A 17768-nucleotide genomic window follows, 5' to 3' on the forward strand; every position below is an offset into this window, starting at 1 on the left:
CAGGTTTGCAATGGATTCATACAAAATCATTCAGACAATTTCTGAAGCAAAAAAGAAAACCCCAGCTAAAATTTATCTGCAAGGTGATCTTGATAAAGTTAAATTCGGAGAATTTGATTTTTATGGATCATCGGTTTCAGGAATTTTATTCTGTGAATATTCTGATTTCGAAAAATTCTATGAACAGAATAAGAATTTTATAACCAAGTACAAAGTTGAAATTGACAGAAGAAATTCAGCAATTCCGATGGCTGATCTTACAAAATACAATTGCAGGATTGAACCTGGTGCAATCATAAGGGATATGGTTGAAATTGGTGATCATTGTGTTATCATGATGGGAGCAGTTTTAAATATCGGTGCGGTAATTGGTGAACGAACAATGATTGATATGAATGTTGTAGTTGGTGGTAGAGCAATCGTTGGAAAAAATTGTCACATTGGTGCTGGAACCGTTTTAGCCGGAGTAATCGAGCCGCCAAGTGCTGATCCTGTTATTATCGAGGATGATGTTTTAATTGGAGCGAATGCAGTTGTATTGGAAGGTGTAAAGGTTGGGAAAGGTGCGGTAGTCGCAGCAGGATCTATCGTTGTGAAAGATGTAGAGCCATTTACTGTTGTAGCAGGAGTGCCGGCTAAGTTGTTAAAAAAAGTTGATGATAAAACAAAAGCAAAGACACAATTAATGGATGAGTTGAGGAAGCTCTGATATCGTTTAGCGTTTATCGGTCACGATGCCCGTATCGTAGAACGGTACTGGAAAAGTCGTTTTAAAAATACAGAATTTAAAAAAATAAAATTGTGTCAAGTAATAATTCCATAAAAAGTTTTAAAGATTTAGATGTTTATCAAAACACATATAGAATTATGCTTGTAGTTATGAGCGAGATAATACCTAAGCTTCCTGATAGTGAAAAATATGACTTAAAAGATCAACAAAGCAGGGCATGTAAAAGTATTCCACTACTTATTGCTGAAGGTTAAGCAAAACGTCATCAGAAAGCAGGATTTCAAAATATTTAGATGATGTAATGGCAGAATGCAATGAAATGATTGTTAGCTTGGAGCAAGCTAAAGATATATATAGAATTAAAAGAGATACTATCAGTATGGAAGAATTAATTGACTCATATGACAAATCAGGAAGACAACTGTATAAATTATCAATGGCCTGGACAAACTTCAAAAATAAAAAATGAACATTTTTAAGTGAATAAAAATTTTGACTACTATTCCCATTTACTAATTGCATAAAAATAGTTGATACGATTGACGTTACCCATAATCGATATGGGTTTCGTCACCTTAACCGATTTAAATACGATTTTAATAAATGAAACTAATAGTTCAAAAATACGGCGGAAGCAGTGTCGCGGACGTTGACAAACTGAAAAAAATTGCTTCAATGATTGCTGCTGTCAAGAAGCAGGGGATTGATGTTGTTGTAGTTGTCTCTGCAATGGGTAAAACTACTAACCAGCTAATTGAAATGGCAAAAACAATTTCACCGGATCCGCCAAGAAGAGAAATGGATATGCTTCTCAGTACAGGTGAAAGAACTTCAATGGCACTGCTTTGTATTGCTCTCCACGAAGAAGGAATTGAATCAATTTCTTTAACAGGCTCACAAGCCGGAATAATTACAAACGATCGGCATAACGATGCTCGCGTAATTGAAGTTAGACCAATCCGAGTTCTGGATGAACTTGATAAGGGAAAAGTTGTTGTTATCGGAGGATTTCAGGGTGTAAGTTATAAACGTGATATTACAACTCTAGGAAGAGGCGGCTCGGATACATCTGCAGTTGCATTAGCAGCAGCGTTAAAAGCCGAAAGATGTGAAATCTATTCTGATGTTGATGGTGTTTATACAACCGATCCGAATATTGTTAAAGAAGCGAGACACCTACCTGAAATATCATATCAGCAGATTCAAGAAATGGCAGAAGCAGGTGCTAAAGTTCTGAATGCACAAGCAGTTCAATTTGCCAAGGAAGAAAAAATAACTTTGTATGCACGAGATACTTTCAATCCCGGCAAGGAAACTATTATAAAAGATGTTTCCAAAAAGGAATTATCAGGAGTATTAGCTGTAGTTTATGAGAAAGAAATAGTACGAGTATTTGTTCACGATGCTGATAAGATCGACTGGGTGTTGGAATATCTGGAATCCCGACAGATACCGATTAAAGAATTCCAGGTGTCTGGAATAGCCGGTGACAAAGGATATAAATGTTCTTTTATTATTTCAACAAACAACTTGTATAATTGGGATAAAATCAAAGAAGATTTAGAACAGCAATTGAGAGATGGCATTTATATCAATGAAAGTCTCGCAGCACTTTCGATAATTGGGGAAGGATTCAGCAGAAACAATGATGCACTTATAAAGACGATGAAACTTCTTGATTCAAAAGGAATTAATTATTACGGGGTTAACACCACCTCCTTCAGAATATCATTGCTTATAGAAAAAAACCTTCTTGAAGGGGCTGTTGCATTGTGCCATGACTACTGGATAAAATAGCAAGGTAATTCTTATTTCACTTCATTTTCTTTCCTGTGATCTCTATATTTATCGCCAAGTTAGCTTAATTAAACTTTTTGTTTCACTTCTGTGTTTAATAGTATTAAATATCAAATAAAATAATGATTCAATGAAACTTTACTTAAAGATTTTATTTCTGAGCTTTTTATTTATAATAAGCGTAAATGCACAGAGAGGTCAGGGAAATTTTTCCGGTGGCTCTATTTATGGTAAAGTGTTTGATTCATTAACCAAACACACGATTGAATATGCTAACATCGTAATCTTTTCTTTGAGAGATTCTTCGATGGTTACTGGCGGAGTTACAAATAATGAAGGTGCTTTTAATATTCCTTTAGAAAAACCTGGCAGATTCAAAGTAGAAATCAGGTTCATAGGATATGATACTGAAATTATAGAAACCGTTGTTAATCCATCTACACCGAATGTAAATCTTGGTGATGTACTCATCCATCCATCTACGATTAACTTAAACGATGTTGTTGTTCAGGGAGAAAGATCTCCTGTCACGTATGAAATTGATAAAAAAGTTATCAATCCCGATCAGATGCAGACGGTTATCTCGGGCAATGCGGCAGATATTCTCGCAAATGTCCCGTCTGTTCAGGTGGATGTTGAAGGAAATGTCAGTCTCCGCGGAAGCCAAAATTTTACTGTTCTTATTGATGGCAGACCTTCATTGATGGAAGGACAAGATGCTTTGCAGCAAATTTCAGCAACATCAATTGAACGAATAGAGATTATCACAAATCCCACTGCAAAATATGATGCTGATGGTACGGCAGGTATTATAAATATCATCATGAAAAAGAATTTAGGTCAGGAACTCAGCGGTATCTTCAATGCAAATGCTGGTATGTATGATACTTATGGTGGAAATTTCTTAATCAATTACCAGGATGGTTTTAAAGCAAATATAGGACTTGACTATAATCAAAGACATTTTCCAGGCGATCAGACACAAAATAATATTTACTATCTCGAGAATGGAACTTCAACAATAAATTCTCTGGGTGAAATCGAAAGAAGGCGAGTTTCATTCGAAGGCAGAGCGGGTATCGAATTTGACTTGAGTGATCATGATGTTCTTAATTTAGGTCTTAGGGTCGGAAAGAGGGAAGGAGGTTTTAATTCAAATCAGAATTTTTCTGAATTTACTTCCATTGCTCCATCTGAATCTTTGTATACAGGCAGAAACGAAAGAACACGTGAAGGAACTTACTATTCATTCAACTCAAATTATACTCGAACATTTGATTTGCCCGGTCATCAGTTATTTGCTGAATTTCTTATTAGTAAACAAAGTTCAGATGAATTTACAACCACATCGGAATTTGACGAGTTTAGCCAGATCAGTGGAAGAAAAACAACTGAGAATGGTCCATCAACCGATTTCAGGGGAAAATTGGATTACACATTACCATTTTCTGAAGTAAGTAAATTTGAAGCAGGATATCAGGGAGAAATTGAACTATCGGATGAAAGCAATGATCTTTTCGAATACAATCCTGCAACAAATGAATATGAAATTCAGACTCAGTTCAGTAGCCTCACAAAATACAATGAAAGTCAGCATTCTCTTTACTCAATGTATTCTGATATGCTTTGGGTTTTGAATTACCAATTAGGATTACGAGCAGAATATACTTACCGGAATATAGAAGTTCCATCTATAAACCAGACTTTTAATATTGACAGAATTGATTATTTCCCAAGTCTTCATTCATCATACAAGATTACACCTGTATCGACAATAATGGCAAGTTACTCAAGAAGAATTAATAGACCCGGAGGATGGGCACTCGAACCATTTCCAACCTGGGTAGATGCAAACAATGTCAGAATAGGTAATCCGGATTTGTTACCGGAATTTATTAATTCTCTAGAAACAGGATTGCAGACAATTCTCGGTAATGTTAATCTCTCAACAGAATTATATTATAGACAAACAATAAATAAAATTGAGTTTGTAAGAACTGCATTGGAAGAAAACGTCACTTTAACAACTTTCAGCAATGTTGGCGAAGATTATTCACTCGGCGGAGAATTAATGTTGATCTTTGATCTCTTCGGTTTCTGGAATGTAAACCTGATGGGTAATGTTTATAATTATCGTGTTGAAGGCAATATTCAAGGTGAGGCGTTTTCAAACGAAAGCTTCAACTGGCAGACAAGGATGAATAATACATTTAAGCTCTGGAGTTCAACTCAAATTCAATTTAATCTTAACTACAACAGTCCGACTGTTACATCACAGGGTCGGTGGGAAGAATTTTTTAGTTCTGATTTATCAATAAGACAGGAAATAATTGAAAATATTCTCGCTGTTACTCTTCAGATCAGAGATGTATTCGGAACTGCGAAAAGAGAGTATACTTCAGAGGGTATCAACCTTTACAACTATAATCAGTTTGACATGCACACACCTGCGCTAACTCTTAATCTTCGTTACACTTTCAACAACTACAAACCGAAGCGCGAAGGCAGAGGAGAAGACAACGGAACCTTTGAAGGTGGGGAAGATTTTTAGCCCAATCTTTATTTTACTTTTCCTTTTAGTTATTTTCATTCCCAGTTATTCAAATATTTTTATTAGAAAATTTTGATGAAATCAAAGCCAAAAGGCGAAATAATACTCTATAAATCTCCAGAAGGTGATACACAGATAGATGTAAAGCTTGAGGAGGAAACCGTATGGCTAAATCAAGCACAAATGGTCCAGTTATTCCAGACTACTAAGCAGAATGTAAGTTTGCATATTAATAACATTTTTAAAGAAGCTGAATTATCAAGAAAATCAGTTGTCAAGGATTACTTGACAACTGCAAAAGACGGTAAAAATTATAAAACCAAGTATTATAACCTTGACGTAATTATTTCAGTAGGATATAGAGTAAAGTCAAAGAGCGGAACTCAATTCAGAATCTGGGCTAATAAAGTTTTAAAGGATCACTTAATCAAAGGATATTCTTTAAATGAAAAAAAATTACAAGAGCATACTGAAAAAATTAGAGAACTGGAAAGAACAATTGAAATATTTTCCAAGGTAACAGAATCTTATCAGTTACGACAAGATGAATTTTCAGGAATATTAAAAGTCATTAAAGACTATACATATGCTCTTGATATACTGGATAAATTTGATAACAATAATCTTGGCATCGAAAATATAAACAAGAAATTAACTTATAATCTTACATACGAAGCAGCCCGAAAAGTAATAAACAAAATGAAAGAAAAATTTGGTGGTTCATCTTTATTTGGAAAAGAAAAAGATAAATCATTCAAAGGAACAATCGGCGCAATATATCAGACGTTCGGTAAAAAGGAATTATATCCAAGCATCGAAGAAAAAGCCTCTCACCTTCTTTACTTCACAATAAAAAATCACTCTTTCATTGATGGAAATAAAAGGATAGCTGCGGCATTATTTCTATGGTTTCTTGAAATGAATAAATATTTATATGGAAAAGATAACAGAAAAAGAATTGCAGATAATGCGCTGGTTGCTTTGTGTTTGCTGATTGCTGAAAGTAATCCGAAAGAAAAAGAAATGATAGTAAAGCTAGTGGTTAATCTTATAAATCGGAGTAACTAACTAGTTCATCTCTTTATTTACCAATTAAATCTTCTCAACTTTCATTTTCTCCATTTCAATAATTCATTTTTTATAAATAAGAATTGCTGCCTTGAGTTAATTCATTTGGTCATTTAACCTGTTTGAAATCCTTGCCATTCAGACAAAAATGTTGATTTTACTTAACATATCTCGATAATAACTATCGATTCATTCTGGCATATTTTGTGGAAATGTGCTTCATCTCAAATTAACTTCAAGAGCTGCAATGCACAAAATATTATCCGCAACATTTATTGCCCCTAACATTAAAAGGTTTACTATAGATGCACCAAAGATTGCCAGGAAAAGAAAAGCTGGACAATTTGTGATAATAAGAATAAATGATGTTGGAGAAAGAATTCCACTAACTATCGCTGACTCGGATTCCGAAAAAGGAACGATCGATATTATTGTTCAGGGAATTGGTAAGACAACAAAAGAGCTGAACTCACTTCAGTCAGGAGATTATATCGCTGATGTTGTGGGACCATTAGGGAAGGCTTCACACATAGAAAATTTTGGAACTGCCGTAAGTATCGGTGGTGGTGTTGGAACTGCGATCGCTTATCCAACAGCAGTTGCACTGAAGCAAGCCGGAAATCATACAATTTCAATCATCGGTGGAAGAACGAAAGAATTTGTAATCCTTGAAGATGAAATGAAGAAAGTTTGTGATGAAGTTTTTGTAACCACTGATGATGGCAGTTATGGCAAGCACGGCTTTGTGACCGATAAGTTAAAAGAATTAATTGAAACGAGAAAAATAGATTTTGTTTTGGCAATCGGTCCGATCCCAATGATGAAAGCTGTTGCTGATGTCACAAGAGAAAAAGGAATTCAAACAGTCGTAAGTTTAAATCCGATTATGGTTGATGGTACCGGGATGTGCGGTGGATGCAGAGCTACAGTTGACAACAAAACTGTTTTTGTTTGTGTTGATGGTCCGGAGTTCGATGCGCACAAAGTTGATTTTAAAACGTTGATGACCAGGAATCACACTTATCTGATGGAAGAAAAAATTTCATTTGAAGACCACGAATGCAAGCTAAATAAACTTCAGCCTCAAACTCTTCAAACTAATTAATTGAAAGAAAAACCTATGACAGATAAAATATCTCCGAAAGAGTCTATGACAAACAAAGAACGAATGAAAATTCCAAGGCAGATTATGCCTGAGCAAGATTCAGTTCAAAGGAGAACTAATTTTTCTGAAGTAAATCTTGGCTTTACTGAAGAACTCGCAAAGATGGAAGCACTTAGATGTATTCAATGTCCGAAACCCACTTGTGTTGAAGGATGTCCCGTAGGAGTAAAAATTAATGAGTTCATCGCACTTGTTGCTGAAGGAGATTTTTTAGGTGCATCAGCTAAAATGAAAGAAGATAATTTGCTTCCGGCTATCTGCGGGAGAGTTTGTCCTCAGGAAGAACAGTGTGAAATAAAATGCGTTGTCGGCAAAAAGAATGAGCCTGTTGCAATAGGAAGATTAGAAAGATTTGTTGCCGATTATGAGCGAGAAACAGTAGGTATTCGTGTTCCATCTCTGAAACCAAAAACCGGAAAGAAAGTTGCAATTGTTGGAAGCGGACCGGCAGGATTAAGTTGTGCCGGAGATTTAATTCAAATGGGTCACGATGTTACCGTATTTGAAGCCCTTCACGAACTTGGTGGAGTTTTGATTTATGGTATTCCTGAATTCCGTTTACCAAAATCAATTGTTAAAGCTGAAATTGATTCCTTAAAAACTCTTGGTGTTGAATTTGTAACAAATGCTGTCATTGGTCTTACAGATACCGTAGACGAACTTATGCAGAATGGTTACGATGCTGTATTTATTGCGGTTGGTGCTGGACTTCCGTACTTCCTGAATATTCCAGGTGAAAATTTGAACGGCGTTTATTCTTCAAATGAATTTCTTACCAGAGTAAACCTGATGAAAGCATATCGCTTTCCCGAATTTGATACGCCAGTATTCAATTGTAAAGATAAAAATGTTGCCGTATTCGGTGGTGGAAATACCGCAATGGATACAGTAAGAATTTCAAAACGACTTGGTGCGAAGAATGCATACATTATCTACAGAAGATCAGATGTTGAAATGCCTGCGCGAGAAGAAGAAATTCATCATGCAAAAGAAGAGGGGATTGAGTTTATTTTACTTTCAAACCCACTTGAATTTATTGGTGATGAAAATGGCTGGTTGAAAAGTGTAAAGATTCAGAAGATGGAACTCGGTGAACCGGATTCTTCCGGACGCAGAAGACCAATTCCGATTCCTGGTGCAGAATATATTTTGCCTATTGATATGGCTGTTATCTCAATTGGCAATGGATCAAATCCAATCATTCAAAAAACAACTCCCGATCTTCAATACAACAAATGGGGAAATATCTTAGTTGACGAAAACACGATGAAGACATCAAAGAAAGGTGTATTTGCAGGTGGAGATATTGTAACCGGTGGTGCAACTGTTATTCTTGCAATGGGTGCCGGAAGAAAAGCAGCTACTGCGATTAATGAATATTTAATAAATCCGATAAGTTAATTAGTAACTGATATTAAATTTTTATACCAAATATTAATTTTTACATTTCTAGTTTCATCGACACAAGCTCAATTAGTTCGCGGTTATGGCTTTAAAATTGGGGCGACACTTGCAAAGGAAAATTGGGATTATTCAATTCCCGATGCCACTTTAAATCCAAATAGCAGATGGGGACTAAATTTAGGTGTCTTTAGTGAGTTTCTAAATGTACCTTATTTAAGTATAGTTACAGAGTTTAACTATGTTCAAAAAGGTAGAACAGTGGAACTTCCAGTCACATCGTTGACTTATCCTGATGGTTCAGGTGACTATTTCACTTGGGATACCAGAGTTGATTACTTTGATCTGAGTGTTTTGGGGAAGTTAAGATTTGAAACAAGTGACTTTGTTCCATATATACTTATTGGTCCTAGAGTAGATTTCGAAATAAATCGGTATCAGTCACAAACTAATGTATTCAATATATTTGAACAAGAATTTAATGAAGTTTTGTTTGGAATAAGAACTGGTGCTGGTAGTGAATTTAATTTTTACTCTACTAAACTTCTGATCGAAATATTATTTGATTTTAATTTTACTAAATTATACGAAAGTGAGTATCTTAAAGTTAGTTCTGATTCATTTGATTTTAGATTAGGGATAATGTTTTAGCGTTACTAAATAAACAACTTCATTGAATTAATCTTGTGAAGAAACATACTCACACCCCTCAGGTATTTCAGGCTTGACTAATAACACATCTTCTCTCAGCAAACGAACCGTTCCAGTGGGATCACCTTTTTTCTTAACAACATATTTTTTGAAAGTATAGGCAACCGGGACAATTCCCGCTGTTTTTGCTTTACTATGAAACGCGGCAATAGAAGCGGCTTTTTTCAAAACACTCTTTGGGACAGTTTCTTTCGTATTGTGTATCCGAAGAACAACGTGAGAACCAGACATTCCTCTAGCGTGAAACCAGTAATCATTCTGCTTTGCGAATTTTGTAGTGAGCAGATCATTATTCTTACTGTCCTTTCCAACATATAAATCATATTTATTATCAATCACATAATGCTTAAACTTAAAACTTATGTCTTCTTTTTCATCTGACTGCTGAGGCTGTTTGATCTTTAATTTATTCATTATTTCATCCAGTTCTTTTGAAGATTCGGTTTTATCCACGAGAGCTTCAATACTTCTTAAATTATCGTAATCTCTCTTTGCGTTTTCAAATAGTTGTTGATTTTTTGCAAATGCAATTTTTTCATTACGTGATTTTTCAAAATAATAATCAACATTCTTTTGAGGAGATAATGCAGGATTCAAATCAATTTTAATCTGCCCTTCATCGGTAAATATATCATCAACTGTGATTGATTTCATCCTGCTTTTTAATGAGTTGATATTTGCGAGTAGAAGATTTCCATACTTATTGTACAATTCTTCTCTTGATCCTTTCTCTAATAAACCGTGCAGGTTTTGAATTTTATTTGTCACTTTTTTTAATTCACGATCAATATAATTTTTTATCAGTTTCTCTTTGGAATATTTATCCTCCAGAAAATATTTTTTGGAGAGCAGGTAATTCTGTGCGTCGGTAATTGAATCAAATTCTTTTTTTTCTGTAAAAGGAATACTTTTGAAGTGCTCAAATCCCAGATGAATTTTCTTTTCCTGCTTGTCAATGAATACACAAGGCCGACTATTCTTCGCTTCATTCAAGATTTTCTTCACTAAATGCCATGGTTTCGTAGCTGAATCATAACTCAATCTTGATTTTGCTTCTCTGATTACTTCACTTCCTATAAAAGGATATTTCTTACGAACTTCATCGAGATAATTATCTTCATCATTTTCTGCTAAAACTATTTCATTCCAGTGATGAATATAATTGACGGATAGAAATTCTTTTTTTATTTGATCTGATGATTGCTCTTCGACAGATTTAAATGCGTTCAGTTTATGTTCGTGATCAAGAAAATAAAAATTTGTGAACTTACCGCGAATCGTAAAATATAAACTGCAATCGTTTAATTTTATTTTAATGATCCGATCGTTCTCCGCTATTTCAAACATTTCGATACTTTTAGTTAATGCCTCATTGAAAAAACTCAAAGTATTTTTTTTCGACCGAGAGTAATTTTTTCTGAAATTTATAAATGAATTTCCGGGAATGACTGATATTTCCAGATAGGTGAGTGATTCATCTTTACTTAAAGCCAAAACTATCTTACTCTTTTCCTGAGAAAAAATATCTTCGATCACGGCATCTTTAAAATGTGAGTTTGCTTCGATGATAAATCTATTTAGTACAAAATAATTCTGCAGCATTCTGTTTACTTAATTTTCATATGGACAAATAAAGTAATGCAATTGCGTAAATGCAAACGCGGCTAAACCTGTTTTGTTATAAATTGTATAAGAAAACAGCATTTGATATATTTGATTTATGAAAAAATTCCTTCGAAATCCTCTATTCAAAAAAATACTTTACGGTTTACTGGGGTTCATAATTTTTATACTTCTGCTTGATAATTTGATCATGCCGTGGTTTGTCAGCTCACCGGAAACTACTGTGCCTGAAGTGATTGGAATGCAGGTCAACGATGGAATTCGTGTACTTGAAGAAAAGGGATTCGAACCTGTGATAAGTGATACATCTTATGGTCTGAAGGTTTCAGTCGGGGAAATATTTCTGCAAAAACCGGATCCCAACTCAGTAGTTAAGGAAGGCCGTACGGTTTACCTTTTTATCAGTGGTGGTGAAAAGACTGTTGCTGTTCCTTTGTTAAAAGGTAAATCTCTACTTGATGCAAAGTTTGCACTTGAAAGGCTTGGTTTGAAACTTGGAAGAGTTGAGAGGATTCCATCAAGTCAGCCGGAGGATATGATTTTTGATCAGCAGTTTGAAGAAGGTACTTCAATCAAACAAGGTGACTTTGTTGGTGTGACGATCAGTGCCGGAAAGGGTGGAGGAACGATTATTGTTCCTGATTTAATTGGTAAGTCGCTAACTGAAGCCCGGAAAATTCTTGCAGACAGTTCGCTGATTATTGGTAAAGTAAATTATCAGCCATCATCAACTTTGCTACCTAATACAATTCTCGATCAATATCCTAGCAGTGGAAATTCTGTAAATCCCGGAAACGCAATCGACCTTTTTGTTACAAAACCGGCAGACTTAAATATTCCAAACGAGGAGAACGATTAAAATGGCTATCTTAGCTCCTTCGATACTTTCAGCAGATTTTTCAAATTTATCTCAGCAAATTCGTTTAACAGAAATGGGCGGAGCCGATTGGATACACTGCGATGTAATGGATGGTCACTTTGTTCCGAATATCACGATTGGACCTGTAATTGTAAAAGCAGTCAGAAAAATTACTAAGCTGCCCGTCGATGTTCATCTGATGATTGAAAAACCTGACAAATATCTTGAAGCATTTGCTGATGCAGGAGCAGATTATATTTCAATTCATGTAGAAGAGGTTGTTCATTTGAACAGGACCATTAATCGGATAAAAGAACTTGGATGTAAAGCAGGGACCGTAATTAATCCCGCAACTCCTGTTGCGGCAATAACAGATATTGCTGAATATTTAGATCTGCTGTTAATTATGACCGTGAATCCCGGATTCGGAGGTCAAAAGTTTATAGCGAATTCCATACGACGCATTGAAGAAGCTGTAAACTTAAGATCGAGGTTGAAAGCTAAATTCTTAATTGAAATTGACGGTGGTGTTAATACAGATACAATCGTAATGGCAAAAAAAGCAGGAGTTGATGTTTTTGTGGCAGGTTCAGCAATTTTTGATGCAGATAATATCACCGCCACCACCACTGAGATGAAAAATTTAATAAAATAATTATTTCGTATAAAGATCTTCATTCTACAATCAAATTAATTTGATAATTGATATCCCAGTTAATAAATCTATCTAATGATAAATCTTTCAAATTATATAAGGAAAAGTATAATTATTCTTTGTTGCTTTTTCATGGACTGTATGGTATAGAACTAAGGAATATCTCTTCTGATATTTTTCAAAAGCGAGATGAAAAATTTAGTCCAGACATTTTTTTAAAGAATAACGATTTATTAATTACAGGTTCAATCAGAGATTTGCTGAATACAATCTCAACAACAAATTTAAATCATGAATTAAAGTCAGAAGCTCTGAAAGCAATTCAGAATTTTGAAAAATATGAGACGATAAAATTTTCGATTGGTAAAAAGCAATTTGATTTTAGATTTGCATATTCAATGGGCATATTAAATGTTACTCCAGATTCTTTTTCTGACGGTGGTAAATATTTTGATCAGAACTCAGCGACTAATTACGCTTTAAAAATGATAGATGCGGGAATTGATATTATTGACATAGGTGGAGAATCAACTCGTCCCGGATCAGAGCCTGTGACTGAAGAGGAAGAAATTAATCGTGTCGTTCAGGTTATAAAAAACATTTTGAGTGATAAGCCAGAAACCGTAATCTCAATAGATACAACACGAGCAAATGTTGCAAGAAAAGCATTAGATTCAGGTGCAAAGATCGTGAATGACATAAGCGGTGGTACTTTTGAACCTGAAATTTTTAATGTTGCCAAAGAGTTTGATGCTGCGATGATAATAATGCATATTAAAGGAAAACCGAAAACAATGCAAGAATCTCCAAAATATGAAAATGTTGTAACTGAGGTCTATGATTTCTTGAGTAAGCAGGTTGAGAGTGCTGATAGTATTGGTATAAATAATATTTTTATAGATCCCGGAATCGGATTTGGAAAGCGATTGGAAGATAATCTTAAACTTTTAGAAAGACTTGACGACTTCAAATCACTTGGGTATCCGATTGTTTTGGGGCTATCAAGGAAATCATTTATCGGAAATATCTTAAATTTACCTGTTGATGAAAGAGATGATGCATCAAATGCAATGAATGCTATATCTTTGAGCAAAGGTGCAAGAGTGATTAGAACACATAATTTCAAACAAGCTGTTGAGACTTGTAAGCTTTTTAATTCGTTAGTGATAAATTAATGTTCGAACTATTCAAAATAGGGTTTTTAACTTTTTCGTTTCTCGATTTGGTCGATATTCTGATCGTAGGATTTATTGTATACAAACTCTATGTTCTTCTCAGGGGAACTATAGCCGCACAGATTTTTATTGGTTTGATAATAATCTTGCTGATTTCGTTTGCAGCACAGGCAATCCAATTTAAAGCACTCAATTGGTTACTGAAATTGATTACGGATATTTGGGTCATCGCTTTTGTAATTTTGTTCCAACCTGAAATAAGAAGACTTCTTGTAATCCTTGCACGTAATCCTATAATGAAAATATTCAGCAAACACGATATAAGTGAATCTGCAGAAATTATTGCTGAGGCAGCATTTGAGCTTTCACAAAGGCAATATGGTGCATTGATTGTAATCATCAGAGAAACGGGAATACGGACTTACATTGAATCCGGTGAAATATTGAGTGCAAAGCTTAGTAAACCTTTAATCACTTCTATTTTCTTTCCTAAATCATCTTTGCATGATGGAGCTGTAATTGTAAAAGGCAATATTGTTGAAGCGGCAAGATGTACGTTACCGTTATCTGCAACTACACAGGTTGATGGTGAAAACCTTGGTATGCGTCATAGAGCCGGATTAGGAATAAGCGAACAGGCAGATGTTATAAGTGTGATCGTCTCAGAAGAAACTGGAAGTATTTCAGTTGCGGAAAATGGAATACTTACTACCGGACTATCTAAAGATTCACTCAAGAAAAAATTGAAAGAATCTTTTGTCGCACCTACTGCAAAAGGCTGGAAAGCATTATTTGAGCAGTTCAAAGGCCATAAAAAATAATTCATTTCAAATCTGTGCAGTCATTCCTTTTTATAATGAAAAAGAGACGCTGGGAAAAATTTTAAATGAAACTCTGAATTATGTCAATGTAATTTTTGCGGTGAATGATGGCTCCGATGATGGCTGGATTTATGAGAATAATAACGATCGAGTCTACATCATAAATCTTGACAGAAATTATGGAAAGGGTAAAGCCTTAAGTGCAGGATTTGAAGCAGCAAAAAAAAATGGAATCGATAAAATCATCACTCTTGATGCTGATCTTCAGCATGATCCTAAATATATACCTCAACTTTTAAAAGGATTGAGTTTATATGATGTGGTAATTGGAAACCGTTTAAAAAATATTACCGATATGCCAATTCAAAGAAAAATGAGCAACAAACTAACATCATTTTTGCTATCGATAAAAACCGGTCAGAAAATTATAGATAGTCAATGTGGTTTTAGAGTATACAGATTAGAAGTAATTAAAAGTATACAAACAAGATACCCCGGATTTGAAGCTGAAAGTGAAATGATCATAAGAGCTGCTGAGAAAGGTTATAAGATTGGATTTGTCGATGTTCCAACTATCTATGGAAATGAAACAAGTAAAATGAAACCATTTCAGGCGATAATAGGATTTTTACGGGTCTTGTTTTCGTCTACCAGGAATTAATTTTCGAGTCGTATTAAAACTATTTCTGAGTTATTTTTGCAGAAGAATGAATTTCCTAAATAGTATAACTAACTAATTCAGGAGGGATAAAATGAAACTTAGATATTTTTCACATTCAGCTTTTCAATTAACAACATCTGTTGGAACAAAAATTTTAATAGATCCATTTTTATCCGGAAACCCAACAGCACCTGTTAAAGCTAAAGATGTTAAAGCTGACTATATTATTTTAACGCATGCACATGGTGATCACATTGGAGATAGTTTTGATATAGCGAAACGTTGTAATTCGACATTCATCTGTGTTAATGAACTTGCAAATTATTGCAGTTCCAAAGGATTCAAAGCGCATAATATGCATATTGGAGGAAGTCATAATTTTGAATTTGGCCAAGTCAAATTTACTATTGCTCATCATGGTTCTTTAACACCTGATAATCACTATGGTGGTGAACCAGCTGGTGTGATAATTTCAGCAGAAAACAAAAATATTTACCACACCGGTGATACCGGACTTTTTTATGATATGAAACTAATCGGCGAAATGAACTCAATTGATTATATGCTTTTGCCGATAGGAGACAATTTCACAATGGGCATTACTGATGCAGTAAAAGCTGTTGAATTTGTATCTCCCAAAATAGCAATACCAATGCATTACAATACTTTTCCTGTAATTTCAGCGGATCCGGATGAATTCAAAAAATTAAGTGAATCGAAGGGCTACAAAGTAAAAGTTCTTAAGTTTGGAGAAGAAATAGAATTATAAGTAAACTTGAATATAAATTAATTACTTAATGACAAAAATAATTGCAATAGCTAATCAAAAAGGTGGAGTTGGTAAAACGACGACTGCCATAAATTTATCTTCATTACTTGCAGCGGCAGAGATGAAAACTCTTTTGATTGATATTGATCCTCAGTCTAATTCATCTTCTGGTCTTAGTATATTCAAACATAGTCCATCGGTGTATGAAGTACTTGTTGACAGTCTGAACATTAAAGATGTAATTATTGAATCTTATATGCCTTTTCTTGATTTACTTCCTTCAAACATTAATCTTGTTGGGGCTGAAATCGAAATGGTTGAACTTCCAAAACGGGAGACGATCTTGAAAGAAGCATTACGTGAAGTTAATGGAAGATACGATTATATTTTAATCGATTGTCCGCCTTCTCTTGGCCTTTTAACGTTGAATGCACTTACTGCAGCTGATTCAGTTTTGATTCCGGTTCAATGTGAGTATTTTGCGCTTGAAGGATTAGGTCAGCTATTAAATACTATTAATATTGTAAAGCAGTATTATAATAGTAATCTTTCTATTGAAGGAGTTCTCCTTACGATGTTTGATACACGGCTTCGTCTTTCACATCAGGTTGCTGAAGAAGTGCGGAAATATTTTGGTGAAAAGGTGTTCAATACAGTAATCAACCGTAACGTCAGGATTTCAGAAGCTCCAAGTTTTGGGAAACCAATTATTTTATACGATGCTGTATCAACAGGTGCTCAAAATTATATGGCATTAGCAGCAGAATTAATCGAAAGAAATTCAAAATCTATTAAAACTTTAAATAATGAGTAAAATGAAAACAGGTCTTGGAAGAGGATTAGACGCACTGATTAAACCTCAGGATTATATAAAAAATACTGAATCAGATATTGATCTATCCAAAGTAAAGGATGACGACGGTAAACAGGTTGACGTACTTGCAAAAATTGCTGTGGAGTTTGTTTCAAGAAATCCTTATCAGCCGAGATTCAGCATTGATCCAGTATCGCTCGATGAATTAAAAAAATCCATTCTAACAAATGGTTTAATTCAGCCAATTACTGTTAGAAGAACACCAGATCATAAATATCAATTGATCTCTGGCGAAAGAAGATTACAGGCTTGCAAAGAAATTGGCTTTAAGGAGATTCCAGCATATATCATTGATGTTGATTCCGATGAATTAATGCTGGCGTTAGCTTTAATTGAAAATATTCAAAGAGAAAAGTTAAATGCTATTGAAGTTGGGTACTGCTTATAAAAGATTGATGGATGAATGCCATCTTACACAGGAGCAGATTGCAGAGAGAGTTGGCAAGGATAGAACAACAGTTGCAAATACAATCAGATTATTGAAGCTTCCACAAAGAATTCAGGATGCATTGGCACAGGATAAAATAACTTCCGGTCACGCAAGAGCATTAATAAATCTAGATAATGAAGCTCTTCAGCTTCAGTTGCTTGAAAACATTCTTAGTAAAAATTTATCAGTAAGGAAAGTTGAGCGTTTGGTCCGCGAGTTAAGTGAAGGTGGTACAAGGAAAATTAAAAAGACACAAACGAATGATGATGTCAAAGTTACTTTTAATACTCCAAACCTTCGCGATGTTGAAGACAAGCTTCGTGTAACATTTGGAACTAAAGTTAAATGTGTTCAAAGAAAAGATGGGACGGGAGAAATAATTTTAGAGTACTATTCAAGAGATGAATTCGAGCGTTTAATTGAACTCTTTGAGATTATCAACAAGAACTATAATTAGTATTTTTTTTGTACTGATTCT

The 17768-nt window shown here is 34.6% G+C and carries 15 protein-coding genes and 2 pseudogenes; 16 read left to right on the top strand and 1 reads right to left on the bottom strand.

Annotated elements, in window-relative coordinates; all coding sequences use genetic code 11:
• The first annotated feature begins 10 nt into the window (after positions 1-10).
• From dapD to IPM14_17285, 8 genes and pseudogenes are all read left to right on the top strand, one after another.
• A complete protein-coding gene (dapD, locus tag IPM14_17250; GenBank protein MBK9099813.1) occupies positions 11-709 on the top strand; it encodes a 2,3,4,5-tetrahydropyridine-2,6-dicarboxylate N-acetyltransferase in 699 nt (232 codons plus the stop codon).
• Positions 710-867: 158 nt separating this feature from the next.
• Positions 868-1199: pseudogene (locus tag IPM14_17255) on the top strand (four helix bundle protein).
• A gap of 134 nt (positions 1200-1333) precedes the next feature.
• Positions 1334-2527, top strand: a complete 1194-nt coding sequence (locus tag IPM14_17260; GenBank protein ID MBK9099814.1) for an aspartate kinase — start codon at positions 1334-1336, stop codon at positions 2525-2527.
• Positions 2528-2657: 130 nt separating this feature from the next.
• The gene (locus tag IPM14_17265) at positions 2658-5078 is read left to right on the top strand and encodes a TonB-dependent receptor (GenBank protein MBK9099815.1); all 2421 of its coding nucleotides are present in this window, start codon (positions 2658-2660) and stop codon (positions 5076-5078) included.
• Between the two features lie 75 nt (positions 5079-5153).
• On the top strand, positions 5154-6146 hold the full coding sequence (locus IPM14_17270; protein ID MBK9099816.1) for a virulence protein RhuM/Fic/DOC family protein: 993 nt from the start codon (positions 5154-5156) through the stop codon (positions 6144-6146).
• A gap of 247 nt (positions 6147-6393) precedes the next feature.
• Complete coding sequence (locus tag IPM14_17275) at positions 6394-7251, top strand: sulfide/dihydroorotate dehydrogenase-like FAD/NAD-binding protein (protein MBK9099817.1); 858 nt, start codon at positions 6394-6396, stop codon at positions 7249-7251.
• A gap of 15 nt (positions 7252-7266) precedes the next feature.
• Positions 7267-8712, top strand: coding sequence for an NADPH-dependent glutamate synthase (gene gltA / locus IPM14_17280; GenBank protein ID MBK9099818.1), 1446 nt, complete (start codon positions 7267-7269; stop codon positions 8710-8712).
• A gap of 12 nt (positions 8713-8724) precedes the next feature.
• A complete protein-coding gene (locus IPM14_17285) occupies positions 8725-9363 on the top strand; it encodes a PorT family protein (protein MBK9099819.1) in 639 nt (212 codons plus the stop codon).
• Positions 9364-9390: 27 nt separating this feature from the next.
• On the opposite strand, the gene IPM14_17290 is transcribed toward IPM14_17285, so the two are convergent.
• Positions 9391-11025, bottom strand: a complete 1635-nt coding sequence (locus IPM14_17290; protein MBK9099820.1) for a DUF814 domain-containing protein — start codon at positions 11023-11025, stop codon at positions 9391-9393.
• 118 nt (positions 11026-11143) lie between these two features.
• Here IPM14_17290 and IPM14_17295 point away from each other — a divergent pair, with 118 nt between their 5' ends.
• From IPM14_17295 to IPM14_17330, 8 genes and pseudogenes are all read left to right on the top strand, one after another.
• Positions 11144-11905, top strand: coding sequence for a PASTA domain-containing protein (locus tag IPM14_17295; protein MBK9099821.1), 762 nt, complete (start codon positions 11144-11146; stop codon positions 11903-11905).
• 1 nt (position 11906) lies between these two features.
• Positions 11907-12560, top strand: a complete 654-nt coding sequence (locus IPM14_17300; GenBank protein MBK9099822.1) for a ribulose-phosphate 3-epimerase — start codon at positions 11907-11909, stop codon at positions 12558-12560.
• Positions 12561-12607: 47 nt separating this feature from the next.
• Positions 12608-13735, top strand: a complete 1128-nt coding sequence (gene folP / locus IPM14_17305) for a dihydropteroate synthase (GenBank protein ID MBK9099823.1) — start codon at positions 12608-12610, stop codon at positions 13733-13735.
• Entirely contained in the window at positions 13735-14556 is an 822-nt protein-coding gene (locus tag IPM14_17310) for a TIGR00159 family protein (GenBank protein MBK9099824.1), read from the top strand. Before folP ends, IPM14_17310 begins: the two co-directional genes overlap by 1 nt.
• Positions 14528-15217 (top strand): glycosyltransferase family 2 protein, encoded by a 690-nt coding sequence (locus tag IPM14_17315; protein MBK9099825.1) that lies wholly within the window; start codon positions 14528-14530, stop codon positions 15215-15217. The genes IPM14_17310 and IPM14_17315 overlap by 29 nt, the downstream gene beginning before the upstream one ends.
• A gap of 91 nt (positions 15218-15308) precedes the next feature.
• On the top strand, positions 15309-15986 hold the full coding sequence (locus IPM14_17320) for a metal-dependent hydrolase (GenBank protein ID MBK9099826.1): 678 nt from the start codon (positions 15309-15311) through the stop codon (positions 15984-15986).
• Positions 15987-16014: 28 nt separating this feature from the next.
• Entirely contained in the window at positions 16015-16800 is a 786-nt protein-coding gene (locus tag IPM14_17325) for a ParA family protein (protein MBK9099827.1), read from the top strand.
• Position 16801: 1 nt separating this feature from the next.
• Positions 16802-17747, top strand: a pseudogene (locus IPM14_17330) (ParB/RepB/Spo0J family partition protein).
• Positions 17748-17768: the final 21 nt, after the last annotated feature.

This window comes from bacterium, assembly GCA_016716565.1.
In the GTDB taxonomy this organism is placed as follows: domain Bacteria; phylum Bacteroidota; class Ignavibacteria; order Ignavibacteriales; family Ignavibacteriaceae; genus IGN2.